The organism is Pseudomonas sp. Irchel s3h14 (assembly GCF_900187425.1).
GTDB lineage: Bacteria > Pseudomonadota > Gammaproteobacteria > Pseudomonadales > Pseudomonadaceae > Aquipseudomonas.
The window spans coordinates 172272-190398 of the sequence record NZ_FYDJ01000009.1; the positions used below are offsets into that span (position 1 = coordinate 172272).

General features: G+C 61.2%; 12 protein-coding genes. 6 read left to right on the plus strand and 6 right to left on the minus strand.

All coding sequences use genetic code 11. The annotated features are described in order from the left end of the window. Nucleotides 1–25: 25 nt before the first annotated feature. The 4 genes from CKW16_RS18920 to CKW16_RS18935 form a co-directional block, all read right to left on the minus strand. Nucleotides 26–1927, minus strand: coding sequence for an acyl-CoA synthetase (locus tag CKW16_RS18920; RefSeq protein WP_095129676.1), 1902 nt, complete (start codon nt 1925–1927; stop codon nt 26–28). Beyond that, the gene (locus CKW16_RS18925; protein ID WP_095129677.1) at nt 1927–2883 is read right to left on the minus strand and encodes a fumarylacetoacetate hydrolase family protein; all 957 of its coding nucleotides are present in this window, start codon (nt 2881–2883) and stop codon (nt 1927–1929) included. The genes CKW16_RS18920 and CKW16_RS18925 overlap by 1 nt, the downstream gene beginning before the upstream one ends. A gap of 175 nt (nt 2884–3058) precedes the next feature. Continuing rightward, the gene (locus CKW16_RS18930) at nt 3059–4150 is read right to left on the minus strand and encodes a VOC family protein (protein ID WP_095129678.1); all 1092 of its coding nucleotides are present in this window, start codon (nt 4148–4150) and stop codon (nt 3059–3061) included. 85 nt (nt 4151–4235) lie between these two features. After that, nucleotides 4236–4850 (minus strand): TetR/AcrR family transcriptional regulator, encoded by a 615-nt coding sequence (locus tag CKW16_RS18935; protein ID WP_046049456.1) that lies wholly within the window; start codon nt 4848–4850, stop codon nt 4236–4238. 228 nt (nt 4851–5078) lie between these two features. On the opposite strand from CKW16_RS18935, the gene CKW16_RS18940 reads away from it, so the two are divergent. After that, nucleotides 5079–6314, plus strand: a complete 1236-nt coding sequence (locus CKW16_RS18940; RefSeq protein WP_095129679.1) for an NADH:flavin oxidoreductase/NADH oxidase family protein — start codon at nt 5079–5081, stop codon at nt 6312–6314. Between the two features lie 22 nt (nt 6315–6336). On the opposite strand, the gene CKW16_RS18945 is transcribed toward CKW16_RS18940, so the two are convergent. Beyond that, a complete protein-coding gene (locus CKW16_RS18945; RefSeq protein WP_095129680.1) occupies nt 6337–6981 on the minus strand; it encodes a TetR/AcrR family transcriptional regulator in 645 nt (214 codons plus the stop codon). A 2-nt stretch (nt 6982–6983) separates the two neighbouring features. Then, entirely contained in the window at nt 6984–8642 is a 1659-nt protein-coding gene (locus tag CKW16_RS18950; RefSeq protein ID WP_095129681.1) for a bifunctional 3-(3-hydroxy-phenyl)propionate/3-hydroxycinnamic acid hydroxylase, read from the minus strand. A 265-nt stretch (nt 8643–8907) separates the two neighbouring features. On the opposite strand from CKW16_RS18950, the gene CKW16_RS18955 reads away from it, so the two are divergent. The 5 genes from CKW16_RS18955 to CKW16_RS18975 all read left to right on the plus strand — a co-directional run bounded on the left by CKW16_RS18955 (nt 8908) and on the right by CKW16_RS18975 (nt 18029). Beyond that, nucleotides 8908–11805 carry an AAA family ATPase gene (locus CKW16_RS18955; protein WP_095129682.1) on the plus strand — a complete coding sequence of 966 codons (2898 nt, stop codon included), beginning with the start codon at nt 8908–8910 and terminating at the stop codon, nt 11803–11805. A 157-nt stretch (nt 11806–11962) separates the two neighbouring features. Then, entirely contained in the window at nt 11963–12178 is a 216-nt protein-coding gene (locus tag CKW16_RS18960; protein WP_095129683.1) for a hypothetical protein, read from the plus strand. 117 nt (nt 12179–12295) lie between these two features. Further along, the gene (locus CKW16_RS18965) at nt 12296–13810 is read left to right on the plus strand and encodes an efflux transporter outer membrane subunit (RefSeq protein ID WP_095129776.1); all 1515 of its coding nucleotides are present in this window, start codon (nt 12296–12298) and stop codon (nt 13808–13810) included. Between the two features lie 29 nt (nt 13811–13839). After that, entirely contained in the window at nt 13840–14952 is a 1113-nt protein-coding gene (locus tag CKW16_RS18970) for an efflux RND transporter periplasmic adaptor subunit (RefSeq protein WP_095129684.1), read from the plus strand. Further along, nucleotides 14949–18029, plus strand: coding sequence for an efflux RND transporter permease subunit (locus CKW16_RS18975; RefSeq protein ID WP_095129685.1), 3081 nt, complete (start codon nt 14949–14951; stop codon nt 18027–18029). The genes CKW16_RS18970 and CKW16_RS18975 overlap by 4 nt, the downstream gene beginning before the upstream one ends. The last annotated feature ends 98 nt before the right edge of the window (nt 18030–18127 follow it).

Below are 18127 nucleotides of genomic sequence, written 5' to 3' on the forward strand. Positions count from 1 at the left end.
GGACTTACAGATGTGAATCAGAAACTCAATTAAGCCACTCGACTTGAAAGCTATAGCGCCCCAAGAGCGGAGCCAGTACTTCTTGGCCAGTTCCGGCCCTGATGCAGGCGACATGCCCACGGCGATTGTCCTGTACCACCTCTACCTTAACTTCCTTCAGACACATACGTTCCACCTCCTGCTGGACTACTCTGGCAATCTCCCGCTGCTGCAAGGCGGGCTTGAATATCTTGCCCACGGCAGTCAGCGGCAACGCTTCGAGGATTTCAATCCGCTTGGGAACGGCTGCCCGCTCGCTGATGTTGAGATGCGCGAACGACTCAAGCTCTTCAGCGTTACAGGTGTGCCCGGGGCGCAGTTGAACGTAGGCGACCGGCACCTCGCCCGAGTAGGCATCGGGGCTGCCGATTGCAGCGGCCAAGGCGACAGCAGGATGCGCCTGAAGAGCCTCCTCGATTTGCTTCGGATCGATGTTGTGACCGCCACGGATGATCAACTCCTTCTTGCGTCCGGTCAGCCAGAAATAGCCCTGCGCATCCTGGCGACCCAGATCGCCCGTATTCAGCCAGCGCTGACCGTCGATATCGATCCAGAGGCCCTGGTTATGACGCTCCTCCAGATAGCCATTGAAGAGGTTCGGCCCACTGATCGTGATGAGGCCGATCTCATCCACGTTGGCGTCGCGCAGGTACTCTCCCGAATCGTTGAGCAAGACCGCGCGCATATTCTGGTAGGCGATCCGTATCCCGATGGAGCCGATATGGCGCTCACCATGGGGTGGATTGATGGATGAGACGCAGGCGCCCTCAGTCAGTCCGTAACCTTCAAGGATTTTCACCCCGGTACGGTTCTCGAACTCTCGGAAAAGCTCAGCCGGCATGGGTGCGGCGCCACACATGGCAAAGCGAAGACTGGACAGATCGCGGCCCTGCCATTCATTTTGCAGAAGTGCAGCATAGACAGTAGGCACGCCGGAAAAGAGGTTGATACCGAAGTGCTCGACCATCTCCCAGAATCGTGGGATCACCCCCTCGCCACGATACCCCTGAGGCGTCCCGAGGATCACATGATCGCCTTGAGTCCAAGGCATCAGTCCCGTCACCAGCTGGCCATTGACATGAAATAGCGGCAGGCCACAAAAGATAACCTGACCCCCACTGCGTGGCTGCAAATGAGCGGACACAGCCCAGGCATTGAATACTTCCGAACCATGGGTACGCGCGGCGATCTTGGGGAGCCCGGTGGTGCCGCCAGTACAGATGTAAGAAGAGCACTCATCCTGGCGGATTTGACGACCGCTCTTCAGGTATGTGTGTGGCTGAGTATTCATCAGCGATTGCCAATCGTGGATCGCGATGCCGCTGTGTAAGTCTCGTTCCTTCAGTGCCACGGCGTTAAGAGCCCCACGCACAGATTCGCAGACATAGGGTTCCATGCTGACCCAGACAACAGACCTGACCGTGGGTAACTGATCCAGCTGCGAAGCCAGTTTGGGCCACAGATCGCTGCCTGGTGTCGGCGCGAGTGTCACCATCACGGATGCCTTTGCGGCATTCAGCAAGCCAGCCATCTGCTTGGCTTCAAGCATAGGATTGATCGCCATGACGATCCCCGCCGCCTCCCCGCCCCATAGAGTGAAGTGGGTTTCTGGCAGGTTTGGCAGGATGAAGGCAATCACCTCACCCGGTTTTATGCCCAGGTCATGGAAGGCATTTGCCGCGCGGGTAATATCCGCGAAGAGCTGGGAGTAGTTCCACTCGCTGGTGCGCCTGAAATCAGCGGCATTGGCGAAGAAGCTTAGCGCCGGCGCCTGAGGGGTACGCTCGGCCGCCTGACGCAGCGCTTCATAAGTGCTGCAAGCCAGACCACGCTCCGACAAGGGGACTCGTTCGAGACTTTCGATGTCATCCAGGGTCTGCACAACCATCAGGCTTCCCCCACGACGCGGTTGCATTGTACGCCGAGGTCGATCACACCATCGGCGCTACGAATGCGCGCCTCGACCACGTCACCGGCCTTGAGGTACTGCGTCCGGCCTTCCTGCGCCTTGAGGAAAAGCTTCCACTTGGCGGCTTCGGGCAGCAGGGCTGCAATGCGCATTTTGGCAGGCGAAGGGATCGTCAGGGCACAGCCGGCGGGCGTACCGGTGGCGATCAGGTCTCCAACGGCGAGATCCTGCAAGGCGGAGAGTTCGGTCAGGGTTTCAGCGGGGCCGTAAACCAGATTGGCCGTGCTGTCGTTCTGTCGCACCTGGTCGTTGACTGTCAGGCGTAGCTGCAGTTCTTTCAGGTAATGCATGTTCTTGGCGTCCAGAAGGCAGAGGTACGGGCCGACCGGGCCGAAAGTGCGGTAGCTCTTGCCCTTGTAGAACTGCATCTGGGGAATCTGAATGTCACGAGCCGAGTAGTCATTGACTATGACGACGCCTGCAATGAACTCATGCAGATTGGCGTCGGTGACAGCAATAGCACCGGTGATCGAGCGCTTCATCACAAGGCCCAGTTCGATCTCGTAGTCAAGGAAGCGCACGTGGCGCGGCTTGATGAGGTCGCTGTCAGCCGCCACCAGGCAACTCGTCGCCTTGGTGAAGATCATGTTGAATTTCTTCGCATCCGGGTCCATGCCCGACTCGATCATGTGCTGACGGTAATTGGCGCCCTGGCAGACGAACTGCTGGTTACGGGTCACCGGCGACAGCAGTTTCACTTCGCCCTCTTCCAGCTCCGTACCTTTCAATTGAGCGAGGTCGTCGATACTGTTCTGGCGAATGAAATCACCGGTGGTTTCAAAAGTACCGGGGACAACCGTGATACGGCCTTGGCGTAGCACGCCCCAGTGGATACCGTTCTGAAATTCAAAGCGGACTACGTGTACAGCAGACATTGAAGGTACTCCTGGAGCGGCGTTTGTCCCGTGCTCGGCGGCGCGAGAACTGTGGTGTTGTTCTGAGGAGGGGCTGGCAACGCTGTAGACCAACGAGCCGCCGACGATCAAGGCGCCAGCTTTGAGCACATCCCGACGGCCATACCTGGTTGCATTGCCCGACATGGCGGCAGCTCTACCCGAACATCCGCATGAGCGTTATCAACTTGCGAATGCTCAAGTCCGGGCTGCGTCGCAGGTTGCGGAACAGCGCACGCAGATTGGCCAAGCTCATCTTCGGTTTTGTAAAACGCTTGGGCATGCGCTGCCCCCACTGCGCCATTGCCTCGGGGCTCACGGGATGAATGCCCGTAGGCTGTGCAGCCGTGAAAATATCCCCGTCGCAGTAATGCTCGTGCTTATCGCCCCAAGGGTCTTGCCAGTAATCGAAGATCTGACTGCCCAGAATGTGTCGCCCGATTCCCCATGAGTGCTCCCAACCGCGCTCGCGCAGGACGCGCTGCCCCATGCCCACAGCGTCTGCATCGACGACCTCATAGGCGCTATGGCTGTAGGTCGCCATGAACCCTTGCGCTATCGCGAGCGTATGGTGAGCCGCGGGAATATCACCGAGGTCGAGACGCATGAAAGCGACGATAGGTGTGCCATCGGGGAGTACCTGCACATCGCTGGGAATCAACCCGAAATGCTCCGTATACCAGGCACAGGTCGCCTGATAGTCGGCCACTTCGATAACGATGTGGCCCAGTTTTAGGACTTCAGGCGGAGCAATCGGCGGGCGCTGCGTGGCGTTGATTCGCGGTTGCTCCTGCGCCAGATTCCAGGACAGAGGAGCTCTGTGTACCAGCGTTTTACCTGGAGCCTGGTCGCAAACAGCTTCCACAATGAAGCCGGAAGGATCGGTCAGCCTGACGTAACACCCGCCACCAGGATGTTCCGATTTCTCGACCGGTGACGCGCCCGGGATTCGCGTCAGTTTTTCCAGATCCTTGAGCGACTGGACTGCCAGTCCGAACCCGATAAAACGTGCATGTTCTGCACGATGAACACGGTAACAGTATGAAGTGGCGTCGGTGGCGCGCAGGTAAAGCGTATCAGCGTCATGCTGACTGACCGTCAGGCCGAAGTCGGTCAGGAAACGCGCCGCCTCGTTCAAGTCCGGCCGCTGAAAGATCAGGTGAGTCAGATCCTGAGCCTTCACCGTCGGTTTCGGATGCCGGGCAGGTTGTAGTGTGGCTAACCGGGGCATTTCATTTTTGTGGGTCATTGTTCTTGTTTTCCGGGTTTTCAGGGTAAAGCCGTCCCCGCACCCCTGAAAATCCAGGGATGTCTGGTTGAGTCGGTTAACTAACTCAGTCGATAGAAGGAAGTGCCGGCAACTCTGTGGTCGCCAGCGCACGAGCCTCCTCTGGCGGCACTCCCAATGCCCGCAGCACCAGCTCGGCAGTGTCAGAGCCCGATTCGCGCCACGTTCTGTGCCCTTCCAACACCAGGAAAATCGAGCCGAGAACGCTGCTCGATATCAGCGTCAGTACAGAGAGCAATTGCTCCTTTTCAAACGTGTACCGTCCACTGGACAGCCCGCTCAGAAGATCCGTCGTCGCTTGGCTGCTGAACATTTCGCGCAACGAAGAATTGCTCATGGCGAATTTATGTATGAAGGCCCCCCACTGGGAGTCTTCGTGCGCTCGACGAATGAACAATCGAATGCCATTGGCAAGGCGCTGAGCCGGATCAGAGAGGGAATTGAAGCTCTTGTTGACGCGCTCATGCATCTCCTTCGCGAGATGGCTGGCGACCGCCTCGAACAGGCTTTCCATGCTGTCGATGTTGCTATAGACCGTTCCGCGCGCCACGCCTGCCTCTTGTGCGAGGTCAAGAATGTTCACTTGCGAGGTGCCTCTTTCAGCGAACAGGCGAAAGGCGGCTTGATGAATGCGGCGCTGTGTTGGATTTAGGGATTCCACGGTTCTCTCTCCAGGATTACCTTATGGATCTATTGAACACTCGTGTTCATTTTACGTCAACACTATTTTTTAGCATGTTGGACTTTCTGTCCGAAAACCGACCATTAACCTAACAATATGGACGCTATGACCGATGTCATCGGGTCAATAAAAGTCCTGCACATTGACATAATTGAACACTAGTGTTCAATTATGTTGGCCGAATTTTTATTAGCTGAAGGACAGAACATGACCGGCTCAAAGCTCTTCAAACCGCTTCGATTGCCCAACGGCACGGTGATTCCAAACCGAATCGCCAAGGCTGCCATGGAGGAGAATCTTGCCAATGAGGATCACGCTCCAGGGGAAGCGCTGGTTAAGCTTTATCGCCGTTGGGCGGACGGTGGGGCCGGCCTGATCATCACTGGCAACGTCATGGTTGACCGTCACGCCTTGACCGGACCGGCTGGTGTGGTGCTTGAGGACGATCGGAACCTGGGCAAATTCAGGTTATGGGCCGATGCTTGCCGCAGCCGCGGGGCCCAGGCCTGGATGCAAATCAATCATCCAGGGCGGCAGCTATTGGCTTCAATGGGACAACCGGCAAGGGGCCCCTCCGCAGTTGCGGTCGATATCCCCGGACTGTCAAAAGCTTTTGTGCCGCCCAGGGCCTTGAATGAGCAGGAGATCGAAGAGCTGATTGAGCGCTATGCCCAAGCGGCGGTGTTGGCAGAGCGCGCCGGATTCACTGGCGTGGAGATTCATGCCGCGCATGGCTACCTGTTCAGCCAGTTCCTTTCGCCCTTGACCAACCGGCGTAGCGACCGCTGGGGTGGCAGCCTGGAAAATCGTGCGCAGATTCTCCTGCAAACCATCGACGCAATACGCCTGCGAGTGGCACCGATCTTTTGCGTCGCTGTGAAGCTCAATTCCGCGGACTTTCAGCGCGGCGGTTTCGATGCCGAGGATGCGGCTCGGGTGGTGGAAATGCTCAACGCCAAGGCGGTCGATCTGGTCGAGTTGTCCGGTGGCAGCTACGAAAGCCCGGCGATGCAGGGGCAAACCCGCGATGGCAGCCGCTTGGCTCGAGAAGCGTATTTTCTCGAGTGTGCGGAAAAAATAGGAGAAATAGCGCGCATGCCGCTGATGGTCACCGGCGGCGTGCGCAGAAAGGAGGTCGCGGAGCGAGTGGTGAGCAGCTCGGTGTCGATGGTCGGACTTGCCACTGCGCTGGCAATCGAGCCGGCCCTGCCAAGCCAGTGGATGGCAGGTCAAGACACCGAAGTGGAGCCCATCGTCGTCCGCTGGAAGAATAAGGCGCTGGCATCGCTTGCAGTGGCGTCGGTGATCAAGAAGCAACTCGGCTTGTTGAGCCAAGGCAAACAGACAAAACCCAGGACGTCGCCACTCATGGCATTGATCGGCAATCAGTTGAATTCTCGTCGCCAAGCGAAGAACTATCGGCAATGGATTGGCCGGGCTTAGCCGGCCGAGGATGACATCAGGACTAGGGTAGCGGCTTACCCGCGATTCTCTTGGCTCTGGCAGGTGTTACGCCCAGAGCCTTGAGAATCATCTCGGCGACCCGCTGGTCATGCTCCGCCACCACACGCCCTTCGACAACCGAGCGCATGGCGCCGGTTGTGCACGATACGACCATGTCCAGGGCGATCCCTTCGTCCTCATAAGCGAAAGTCCCCGCGTGCAGACCTTCACGCAGATCGCCCAGCACATGAGCAGCCAGGCGCGAACGCATGGCTTGATCGGAATGGATAATACGCAGCAGTGCGTTGGCCCATTGATGGTCGTACGCGGCTCGGCATACGAACATGCGCACACCAATCGAAAGCCGCTGTGCACCGCAATGCACGTCCGAACTCAGGGCGGAAATGGCATCGGAGAACTCGCTCGCCATGGCGATGCCAACCGCCTCGAGTACTTCGTCGCGCGTTCGAAAATAGTTGTAGATGGTGCCGTTGGATACCGCGGCCTCCGAGGCGACATCGAGCAGTGCAATCTCCCCCACCTCCTTACGCGCGACAAGACGCAATGCCGCATCCACCAGGCCGCGACGGGTGCGTTCACGCTTCTTGTGGCCCCGAGTGAGAGGCTCTTGCTCAGTTGCTTCTGAAGGAAAAGTGGGGGAAGGCATCTTCACGCTCTTAATCGAGGAGGCTCGTTGATGGTAATGGAAACGCTATCGGCAGTGGAATCGGTGCTACCCATCAGCATCAGGCAGTCTCGAACCAGGCAGCCTGCTTCTGTGCCGGGAGCGTGGTGCATGATGATACGGTCAGGGCGGATCGCGACGAGCGTGCCTTTGGCAGCCAGCGGCAGGATGTCATGGTTCAGGTCTTCGATGAAGTCGCAAGCGCCGTCGGAGCGCTGACCGCAGGGTCCGATCTGCAAGAAGTGACCGCCCGTCTTTGTCCAGGAAAAGACCTCGGCAGCGCTCAGCAGTGACAACGGGTCAACACCGAATCCGACCAGGGTCAGGTTGTGTCCAAGAGCATCGTCGCTCAGTTGGATCTGCTGTTGCGTGTTGCGAACCCAGGCCTGGGGAAACAGACTGCCACGAACCAGCTTGTCGCCACGACGATGCTGCACGAACAAACCGTCTTTGAAGATGTTCTTCGGCTTGATGTCCAGTTGCTCGAAGTACTTTCTGGAAGCGGGAGTCAACGCCAGCGCGCGCATCATTCCGTGGATGAAGAAAGCGGCGACTTTGTTTCTCGGCATCACCAGACGGCCCATGAGTTTTGCCAGATTGATCATCGCCTGGGCATGGGGGCGACGCTCTACGTCATAGGTATCGAGTACTGACGGTGCGGCCTGGCCGTGAAGGACCCAAGCCAGTTTCCAGGCAAGGTTGGCGCCATCTCGAAGTCCCGCTACGAGACCTTGCCCGACAAAGGGGGGGGTGATGTGGGCTGCATCCCCGACAAGAAAAGTTCGCCCCTTGCTGAATCTGTTGCAGCAACGCGCGTGGAATCGATACACCGCCTTGCGCTCGATTTCCAGTTCCTGCGGATTGACCCATGGGGCAATCAGCCGGGCTATGCTTTCCGGGCTTTCCAGCTCTTCCCGGGATTCGCCTGGATGTAGCATGAACTCCCAACGCTCCCTTCCGCCGGGCGCGGGCATGTGCGGCGTCGGGCGCCGTGGATCACAGAGAAACTCAACGTGATCAATGGCTGACTTATGCCGGTTTTTGGCATCGACAATCAGCCAATCCTCTGCATAGGTTTGTCCTTCGAATTCCTGGCCGATCAAGGCCCTGACCCTGGAGCTTGCACCATCCGCACCGACCAGATATCGGGCGCGAATGTAATGCAGATGGCCGTCCTGGTCCCGCACGGAGGCGACGACACAATCCGATTCCTCGACCAGATTCTCGAGCTCGAAGCCACCCAGGCTGGTCACAGACTTCAGCCCAGAGACCTGTTTACGCATCGCGTGTTCGAGGTCGGGTTGATAGAAAGTCACCAGTTTGGGGTGGCCGTCGATGCACCCGGCGGTATTGGCCCGACTGAATTGCCCGAGGACCGGAGAGTGCATCTTCACTTCAGGGATAACGATCTTCTCGAAAGCATCTTCCGACAATCCGGCGAGTTGCAGGATGCGAAGCGCCTCGTTGTCCAGAGCGATGGCGCGGGGCATTAGTACGACCTCATGGGTCTTGTCCAATACCAGTGTCTTGACCCCATGGCGGCCGAGCAGCGCCGCGATTGTCGCCCCTACCGGACCGTTACCGACGACCAGCACATCGACGGCGATGGGAGGCAGTTCGGTACCTTTCTTGTTGTTGTTCATCTCGAGCCCTTGTTGTGATTGAAGTCGTGAGACGTGGAGATCTCATCGTCAGGCAAGGTGAAGGTATGTAAAATTGAGACATATTTCAATATTGAAATTTTCGTCAATAGTATTTCTGGACCATTACCGCACCGTGATGAGGTCATGTGGGCTATGCCGAGGGCCAGTTTCCGACCGGTGAGGCTTGGCTTCTGAGCAGATCAGCGTTGTTATTGGAGTAATGGTCCAGTGCTAGAAACTATGTTTTTGTCTTCAGGAATCCAACGTGGCGCGTCCGCAGCCCCATCCGAACCCAGTCCAGCTCTGTTTCGTCGAGTTCGAGCTCGACGAGGCCAACGCCTGCTTGCTGCGTAACGGAGAAACCGTGGCGCTGGCGCCAACGCCCTTCACTCTGCTGTGCGTACTTGCGCGCCAGCCTGGATCGCTGGTGACCAAAGATGCCTTGCTTGATGCCGTGTGGGGGCATCGGTTCGTCAGCGATTCAGTGCTGAAGACGGCCATCAGCGATCTGCGCAAGGTGCTGGGCGACGACCCCAGGCAGCCTCGCTTCATTGAGACAGTGTCGCGGCGCGGCTATCGCTTCATCGCCACGCCCTCCCCTGCACCTTCGATGCCGTCGGCACCCGCAACGGTGCCAGCGGCCGATGCGTATCCGTCGCCGCCATTCATTGGTCGCACCGACAAGCTCTCAAGACTGCAACAGGCGTGGGAGCGGGCTTACAACGGGCAACGTGCAGTGGTCTGGCTTGCCGGAGAACCGGGGATTGGCAAGACCACATTGATCGAGCATTTCCTCGCCAGCCTTGGCGGCATCGCCTGCGCACGCGGTCATTGCGTGGAGCACCACGGCACCGGCGAGCCGTACCTGCCGGTGCTGGAGGCATTGGCCGATCTGTGCCGCAGTGACCCCGCCCTGCCGGCGCTGCTGCGCGCCGTGGCGCCGACCTGGCTGCTGCAACTGCCGTGGCTGAGCACCGCGCAAGAGCGAGACGCGTTGCGGCGCGAGCTTGCCGGCATCGGTCCGGACCGCATGTTGCGGGAAATGGGTGAGTTGCTGGACCGCTACACCGAGCAGCAGCCGCTGTTGCTGATAACCGAAGACCTGCACTGGAGCGATCGGGCGACGGTCCAGCTCATCGACTATGTGGCGCGGCGACGTGGCCGCGCGCGGCTTATGTGGCTGGCGAGCTTCCGCGTCGCCGAGGTGGTGGCGCTCGATCATCCGCTCAACTCGTTGCGCCACGAACTGCGCCTGCAACGTCTGTGCGAGGAAGTGGTGCTCGATCCATTCTCGGAAACCGAAGTCGCTGACTATGTCGCGCTGCGTTCGACCTCTCTGGCCCGCGATGAAGCCTTCGTGCGTGCCCTGCACGAGCGCACCGACGGTGTGCCGCTGTTCGTATCGTCAGTCATCAGTGAGGTGATGGACGCCACGAACGACGACGCCACCATCGAGGCCCGGCTGGCGGGAATGGCGGTTCCCGAGAACCTCGCGGCCATCATTGATCACTACATCAGCAAGCTCGGGCCGGAGCAGCGCACGCTGCTCTCGGCGGCAGCGGTATGCGGAGTCGAATTCCGGGTCGAGACAGTTTCGCTGGCCCTCGAGCGCGACCTCGCTTCTGTGGCCGACACCTGCGAGGAACTGGTGCGCGAGCAGGTATGGCTCACACAGTCGCGGGCCACCGAACTTGAAGAGGCGATGGAGCTACCCTACTCGTTCCGGCATGCCCTCTTCCGCCAGGTACTGTACGACCGCACGCCGCGCTCATTGCGCACCCACCTTCATCGCCAGGTTGGCACTGCGCTCGAACGCGAGCGCACGGCCGGTGTGCCGGTTGCGGCCTCGGAGCTGGCGACGCATTTCGACCGGGCCCGGCAGCCGATGACCGCGCTGCGCTATTACGCCGAGGCCGCGGAAGCCGCGCTGCTGCACTTCAGCCCGGCCTTGTGCATCGGCCTCACTGAGCGCGCGATGGTCCTGCTGCGCCAAGCGCCAAAAGGGATAGAGCGCGATACGCTCGAAATCACCTTGGCCACGCTGCAGGGCGTGTCGGCTTTCCACACACTCGGTGTCGGCAGCGAAGCCAGGAACGCGTTCGAACGCGCCTACACGTTGCTGGCGGATGTACCCGAGCATCCGATGCGCGGTCGCCTGCTGCATGGATTCGGCTATCTGCTCGGTCTGCGCGGCGACTATACGCAGGCGCTGGCGGTAGCGGAGCGCGCCGAAGCCCTCTCGTCCGAGGCAAACGATCCAGCGCTCATGCTGGTGGCGTGCATCGTGCAGGGCGAGGTGCATCATCTCCAGGGACGCACGCAGGCGACCCGCCGCTGGCTGGAGCGCGCACTCGCAATCGCCGAACCGCTAGACATCGGCGCTAACGAGATCTTCGCGGCCGATCCTCAGGTCATGCTGCACGGCATGTTGGCCATAGAACTTGTGCGTTCTGGCCTGGTTGAGCAAGGCCGGGCTCACATGCAGCAGGCGCGGACCCGCGCACAAACGCTTCGCCAGCCTATGACCTGGCTGGTCGCCACCTGGCAGGAGGTGTTGATCGAGGTGCGGATGGGGAACCCTGTACGTGTGGCAGCGCTGGCCGACGACATGCAGACGCTGGTCGACGAGTATTCGCTCGCACTGGGACGCACAGCTTGCCGCTGGTGGCGCGGCTGGGCCGACGCGCGCAACGGCGCACCGCGCGACGGCTACCGCAACATCCGCGAGGCCTATGAAGAACACACCGGACTCGGCATGCGCTCCGGTGCCAGCGAGGTGCTCGGCTACGCCGCCGAAGCGTTGCTGCTGGCGGGTGATTGCGATGCTGCGCAAGTCGAGCTACAGGAAGCCCTACGGATGGGGGAAGAACTGGGCGAGCGCGTGTACCTGCCGCAACTGTTGCTGCTGGAGGCATCGATTGCGCGGATGCAGGGCCGGCTCGATGACGGCAGCACCGCGGTGCGGCGTGCGATTGAGGAGGCGCGCGCCCAGGAAGCTCCGTGGCTGGAGCTGCAGGCGTTAGTCGAACTGTGTGGGCACCACGACGCCACGGCCGAGGACCGCCAGGCCCTGGCGGTGCTGCTTGACCAGTTGCCCGAAACGGATGGAACCGAGCTGATGAAACGAGCGCGCTCGCTGCTTCAGGCGGCAAAGTCTGATTGACGAGTTAAGGGCACAGACCTGTGGGAGCGGGCTTAACTGACTGGCATTAATTTCTGAGGGAGCTCCACGGTCCCGACCGAAGTCTGACCTTTCGCTTACGACTCGCCCCTGGGGACGGCCTACGCTGTCGTCGAACTTTCTTGCCCCCTGGTCTGTGATGAGTCTGAACCCTGAATCCAAGTACCCGAACCGCCGCTCGTACGTCGTGAAGCTGCGTAGCGATGCCACGCCCGGCGCCCTCTCGGGCCGCCTTGAAAACCTGGTCACCGGGCGTCAACGCGAGTTTTCGTCCGCCGATGAGTTACTGGAGTCGATTGACTCGGACCTCACGTCGGCGGCCCACGAACACGTGGCAGATACCGACGGCGAGTGACGCCTCCAACATGAATGAGCGCTCGATATGGCGACCGAACGGCGACGTTTCGCTGACGACTTCGCGCACACCGGGCCCTACGCTGATGCAATCTCGAATCTACACGAGTCCAATCCGATGCCGCGACTTCCAACCTCCCATCCATTGACCCGCTACGCCGGGCAGACGCCCCTGCAACATGCCGAACGCCTGCTCGGCGTCGTCGTGGGCGCGGCGCTCGCCGCGTCTTTCGCTCTGGTCTTGACCGGTTGTTCCACAGAGGTCGCCAAGCCGTCGGTAGACCTGCCGGTCAGGTTCGCCGCAAGCACGGCCTCCGAGATGGAACCCGAAGCCGCGTGGTGGAAGACGTTCAACGACCCGGTGCTGACGGATCTGGTGCGCCGCGCGATGAACGAGAACCGTGACGTCAAGATAGCCGCCGAACGCGTGCGTACCGCTCGCGCCGGTGAGACGATCAGTAACTCCTGGCTCTTTCCGAGTGTCGGAATGTCCGCCTCCGGCTCCGACCGTAGCAGCGGCTACAGCTCTGCCAAGAAGCAGGGTTATCCAGATACCAGGACCGTGGGTGCAGGCCTGGACGTTTCGTGGGAACTCGACCTGAGCGGACGCCTGCGCGCTGGCGCGCAAGCCGCCGAAGCAGAGGCACTGGCCGCTGAGGACGGCGTACGCGGCGTGCGTTTGCTGGTGATGAGCGATGTCGCCAGCAACTACTTCACGCTGGTTGGTGCGCTGCGCCAGGCCGAAACATTGCGCGCGATCTCGACGGCGCAGGACGAAACACTGCGCCTGGTTAATGCGCGCCACCGTGTAGGGTTGGCGACCTCTTTCGATGTCGAGCGCGCACAAACCGATGCCGCATCGGCGCGCGCGCAGATCCCACCGCTGGAGACGCTGGCAGCCGTATCGCGTCACCGCATCGCGGTACTGATCGGTGACCAGGCTTTTAATGCCACGAGCATCCAGCCCTCCCGTGGCAACGCGGTGGCGCCCGAGGCACGCCAAGGCCAGCCCGCCACCCTGCTACAGCGTCGGCCTGATGTATTGGCGCTGATGGCGCAGCTCGATGCCGCCAATGCGCGCCGTAAACAAGCCGCGGCCGAGTGGTTTCCGCGGCTTTTCCTCGGTGCATCCTACGGCCGTCAGGGCCTTGAGCTGAACGGTCTGGATCTGGGCGCCGCACGCTTCACCAACGTAGCCGCCCTGCTCACCATGCCGCTCTTCAACGCCGGGCGCACGCGCGCGATCAACGAGGTCGCCGAGAGCGGCCAGCGTGAGGCGCTACTGCGCGCCGAGGACGGCATTGTGCGCGCGCTCGAGGACGTGGAGAACGCCCTCGTCACGCAGACGCAAGAGCGCCAGCGCGCCCAGTCGTTGCAGTCGGCCACCGAGTCTGCGGAAGCAGCGCTGAGCCACGCGCAGTCACTCTACGACAGGGGACAAATCGACCTGTTGCCGCTGCTGGACGCGCAACGGGCGCGCTTGTCGGTGCGCATGAGCGCCAACGACAGCAACACCCGACTGCTGCTCGATAGCGTGCAGCTCTATAAGGCACTGGGCGGGGGCTGGCAGGTGTTCGAACAACCCGCCACTCCCACCGCAGCCACCAAAGCCGACCGGCCACCACTTTCTTAAGAAACTGCCTTTTTCAAAGAGGAACCGCCTTGAAAACCTCCCTTACTGCGGCCGGCGCTTTGGCCGTAGCCGTCATGCTGTCCGCGTGCAGCCCGGACCAGCCGACCGTTCAGGCACCACGACCGATACGCACCGTTGAAATCAGCTACGACAATGCCCGCGACATCAGTCGCTACGTGGGCACCGTACAGTCGCGACATGAAGTCGACCAGGCCTTCCGCGTGGGCGGTAAAGTCGCCCAGCGCAACGTCGATGTCGGCCAGTTTGTGCGCGAAGGCAGCATCCTGGCTGTGCTGGATGACAGCGACTACCGCCTCGCTGAGCAAGCGTCGCGACAACAGTGGACGGTTGCCGTCGAGCAGACGCGCCAGGCCGACTCGGACCGCCAACGCCTGACTGCACTGAAGGCTGACGGCTCGGTCAGTGCGGCCGACGACGAGCGCGCACATACAAATGCCCAGACCGCGCATGCAACCGCTGAAGCCGAGGCGCGAAAGCTCGAGCTCGCGCGCAACCGGCTCAAGTACACCGTGCTGCGCGCTTCGCGTAGCGGCGTCGTCACGGCTGTGCGCTTTGAGACCGGGCAGGTCGTTCCGGAGGGCCAACCGGTTGTATCGATCGCGAATCCGGATGAATCCGAGATCGTCATCGATGTGCCCGAGGATCAGCTGTCCGTCTTCAAGGAGGCGCATTTCAAGGCCTCGCTGGCCAGTGCACCGAACGAGATCTTCGATGTCACGCTGCGCGAGCTGTCGCCGCAGGCAGCGGCGCAAACGCGCACCTATCGTGCGCGGCTCAAACCGATGCAGGCGCTGCCGCTGGGCGCCACTGCCACGGTAACGGCCGAGCGCGTGATGACCAGTGTCTCGGTGGCAGCGGTGCCAGCCACGGCACTGACGCAAAGCGGCGGCCAGCCTGCGCTGTGGGTGGTCACGCCCGTGGGCAAGGATCCGGTAGGCGTCGTCGAACTGGTGCAGGTGGCGGTGTTGGGCTACCGCAACGACGAGGTGCTCGTCTCCGGGCCGCAGGCCGGCGCATTGGTCGTCACCGCCGGGGTGCAGAAGATGGCATCCGGACTGAAGGTCGCGCTTCCCGGCGCGGCGATTATTGACGCAAACACCACGCAGCAGGCCGCCCGATGAACAACCTGAACCTCACCGACTGGGCGCTGCGCCATCGCGCCATCGTCCTGTTCATGCTCCTCATTGTCGCAGTGGCCGGCGCCTTCAGCTTCACCCGGCTCGGTCAGCTCGAGGATCCGAACTTTTCCGTGCCCTCCATGACCGCCATGGTCATCTGGCCGGGCGCCACCGCCCAGCAGATGCAGGACCAGGTCCTCAACCGCATGGAGAAAAAATTCGAGCAGATCGACAACTTCGAAAAGGTGGTCACCTACGCGCGGCAAGGCTACGCCGGCATGACGCTCACCGTACGCGGCGGCACTTCCAAGGCTGACCAGCGCGAGGCCTGGTACCAGGCGCGCAAGAAACTCAACGACCTGAGCCTGGAGATGCCTGACGGCGTGATCGGCCCGATCCTGAACGACGAATACGGCGACGTGTATGGCCTGATGTACGCGGTCAAGGGCGACGGCGTCGGTCACGCCGATCTGTCGGACGCGGCCGAGGACATCAAGCGCCAGATGCTGAAGGTGCCGATGGTCAAGAAGATCGATCTCATCGGCAAGCAGGCAAAGCGTATCTACGTCGAGTTCTCGCACGAGCGCCTGGCAGCGCTGGGCATCACACCGCTGGCCATTGCCGAAAGCCTCAAGAGCCAGAACGCCATGTTGCCCGCAGGCCAGATCGACACCCGCGGCGACCGTGTCATGGTGCGCGTAAGCGGCCAGTTCGTCAGCGAAGAGGCTATCCGCAACGTGCCCATCGCTGCAGGCGGTCGGCTGATCAAGCTCGGCGACATCGCGACCGTTACCCGTGGCTTCGAGGATCCGCCGACCTACACGGTGCGCCACAACGGCCAGCCAGTGCTGATGCTCGGCATTACGATGACCAGCGACGGCAACATCGTGGACCTCGGCAAGGCGATGGACACAGCAGTCGCCAAGATCCAGTCGGAGCTTCCACATGGCGTAGAGCTGGAACTCGTGGCCGACCAGCCAACCACGGTGAAGGATGCAATCCTGGACTTCGGGCGCGCGTTGGCCGAGGCGCTGATCATCGTGATCGCGGTGAGCCTCGCCAGCCTGGGCTGGCGCGCCGGCCTCGTGGTCGCGACCACGGTGCCGCTGGTGCTGGGCGGCGTGGCGCTGGTGATGCTGGCGATGGGCTGGAACCTCGAACGCATCTCGCTCGGCTCGCTGATTATCGCGTTGGGATTGCTGGTGGATGACGCCATCATCGCCATCGAGATGATGGTGGCGAAGATGGAAACCGGCATGGACCGCGTGAAGGCGGCCGCCTTCTCCTATCAGTCCACCGCGATGCCGCGCCTGACCGGCGCGCTGATCACCGTCGTGGGCTTCCTGCCGATCGGCCTCTCGAAGTCCACCACCGGCGAGTACGCGGGTGGCATTTTCTGGATCGTCGGCGCCGCGGTGCTGTTCTCGTGGATCTGTTCCGGCATCTTCACGCCGTACCTGGCGGTCAAGATGCTGCCCAACGACTTGGGCAAGCACCAGCATGGTGATATGTACGATACGAAGTTCTACCGCAACCTGCGCCGCCTGATCGACGCCGCCATAGAGCGCCGCTGGGTGGTCATCGGTGCGACGTTTGGTGCTCTGGTGCTTGCCCTGGCCTGTATCAAGCTAGTGCCGCAGCAATTCTTCCCCAACAGTTCGCGTCCTGAACTGGTCATTGACCTGCGCGTCAAGGAAGGCGCCTCGTTCGCCGCGACGACCGAGCAGGTCAAGCACATGGAGGAGATCCTGGCGAAAGACGAGGACGTGCGTTTCTATACCGCCTACACCGGCGCTGGCGCACCGCGCTTCTATCTCTCGCTCAACCCCGAGCTGCCGAATCCTGGCTTTGCCCAGTTCGTTGTGATGACCAAGGATCTGGATGCACGCGAGCGAGTACGTGCGCGGCTGGTGGCCTCGGCTGACCAACAATTCCCGCAGGCGTGGGTGCGCGTGACCCGCCTCGAGTTGGGGCCGCCTGTCGGCTACCCGGTGCAGTTCCGCGTCGTAGGCCCCGATACCCAGGTGGTGCGCCAGATTGCCCGCGACGTAGAGAAGGTGGTTGGGGCCAACCCGAAGGTGCGCGACCTCCAGCTCGACTGGAACGACCCGGTGCGCACGCTGAAGGTCGAGCTTGATCAGGACAAGGCGAGCGCGCTTGGCCTCACGCCGGCCGACGTGTCGCTGGCGACCCAGACCGTGATGAACGGCGCCACCCTGTCGCAGCTGCGTGAGCGCGAGGACCTGATCGACATCGTGGCCCGTGCCGTGCCAGAGGAACGCTTGAGCCTCGATACATTGAAAGACATCAACCTCTACACGCGCCAAGGCACGGTGGTGCCACTGTCGCAAGTCGCACAGGTGCGCTCTGGGCTGGAAGAGCCGGTGTTGTGGCGCCGCAACCGTGACATGGCGATCACGGTGCGTGCCGACGTGAAGGATGGTGAGCAAGGTGTATCGGTGACGCAGGAGATCCAGCCGTTGCTTAAGGATATCGAAGCGAAGCTGCCATCGGGCTACCGCATCGACGTGGGCGGCGCGGTGGAGGAAAGTGACAAAGCCAACAAGGCACTGCTGGCGGTGGCTCCGCTGATGCTGATCAGCATCCTGCTGCTGCTCATGCTGCAACTGCAGAGCTTCTCTCGCATGTGGATGGTGGTGCTGACCGCACCGCTGGGCCTGATCGGTGTGGTACCGGCGCTGCTGGTGTTCCAGTCGCCGCTGGGCTTCGTCGCGATCCTGGGCATCATCGCACTGGGTGGCATGATCATGCGGAACGCGGTGATCCTGATCGATCAAATACAAATCGAGATCGCCGAAGGGCGTGACCCGTGGAATGCTGTTCTGGATGCCGCCATTCACCGAGCCCGTCCGGTGATGCTGACGGCGCTGGCTACCGTGCTCGCAATGATCCCGCTAACGCGCAGTGTGTTCTGGGGACCGATGGCAATTGCGATCATGGGCGGCCTTACCGTGGCGACGCTGCTGACGATTTTCTTCGTCCCGGCGTTGTACGCCGCATGGTTCAAGGTGGGTCGCCAGACGGCCGCTGGCACCCTGCCGGAGAGCTTCGCTGTATGACGTTTTGTTAGTCAATCTGTATCTAACGCGCTCCCTTTGGCCGCCCTACTATCGTCCGCTCCATCCAGGTGCATACCTCAGAGATCGCGAAAACCGTT

What these genes read in the sequence shown, in the direction of transcription:
- CKW16_RS18920 (WP_095129676.1), bottom strand. Translation starts at nt 1,927, where the DNA reads ATGGTTGTGCAGACCCTGGATGACATCGAAAGTCTCGAACGAGTCCCC.
- CKW16_RS18925 (WP_095129677.1), bottom strand. Translation starts at nt 2,883, where the DNA reads ATGTCTGCTGTACACGTAGTCCGCTTTGAATTTCAGAACGGTATCCAC.
- CKW16_RS18930 (WP_095129678.1), bottom strand. Translation starts at nt 4,150, where the DNA reads ATGACCCACAAAAATGAAATGCCCCGGTTAGCCACACTACAACCTGCC.
- CKW16_RS18940 (WP_095129679.1), top strand. Translation starts at nt 5,079, where the DNA reads ATGACCGGCTCAAAGCTCTTCAAACCGCTTCGATTGCCCAACGGCACG.
- CKW16_RS18945 (WP_095129680.1), bottom strand. Translation starts at nt 6,981, where the DNA reads ATGCCTTCCCCCACTTTTCCTTCAGAAGCAACTGAGCAAGAGCCTCTC.
- CKW16_RS18950 (WP_095129681.1), bottom strand. Translation starts at nt 8,642, where the DNA reads ATGAACAACAACAAGAAAGGTACCGAACTGCCTCCCATCGCCGTCGAT.
- CKW16_RS18960 (WP_095129683.1), top strand. Translation starts at nt 11,963, where the DNA reads ATGAGTCTGAACCCTGAATCCAAGTACCCGAACCGCCGCTCGTACGTC.
- CKW16_RS18965 (WP_095129776.1), top strand. Translation starts at nt 12,296, where the DNA reads ATGCCGCGACTTCCAACCTCCCATCCATTGACCCGCTACGCCGGGCAG.
- CKW16_RS18975 (WP_095129685.1), top strand. Translation starts at nt 14,949, where the DNA reads ATGAACAACCTGAACCTCACCGACTGGGCGCTGCGCCATCGCGCCATC.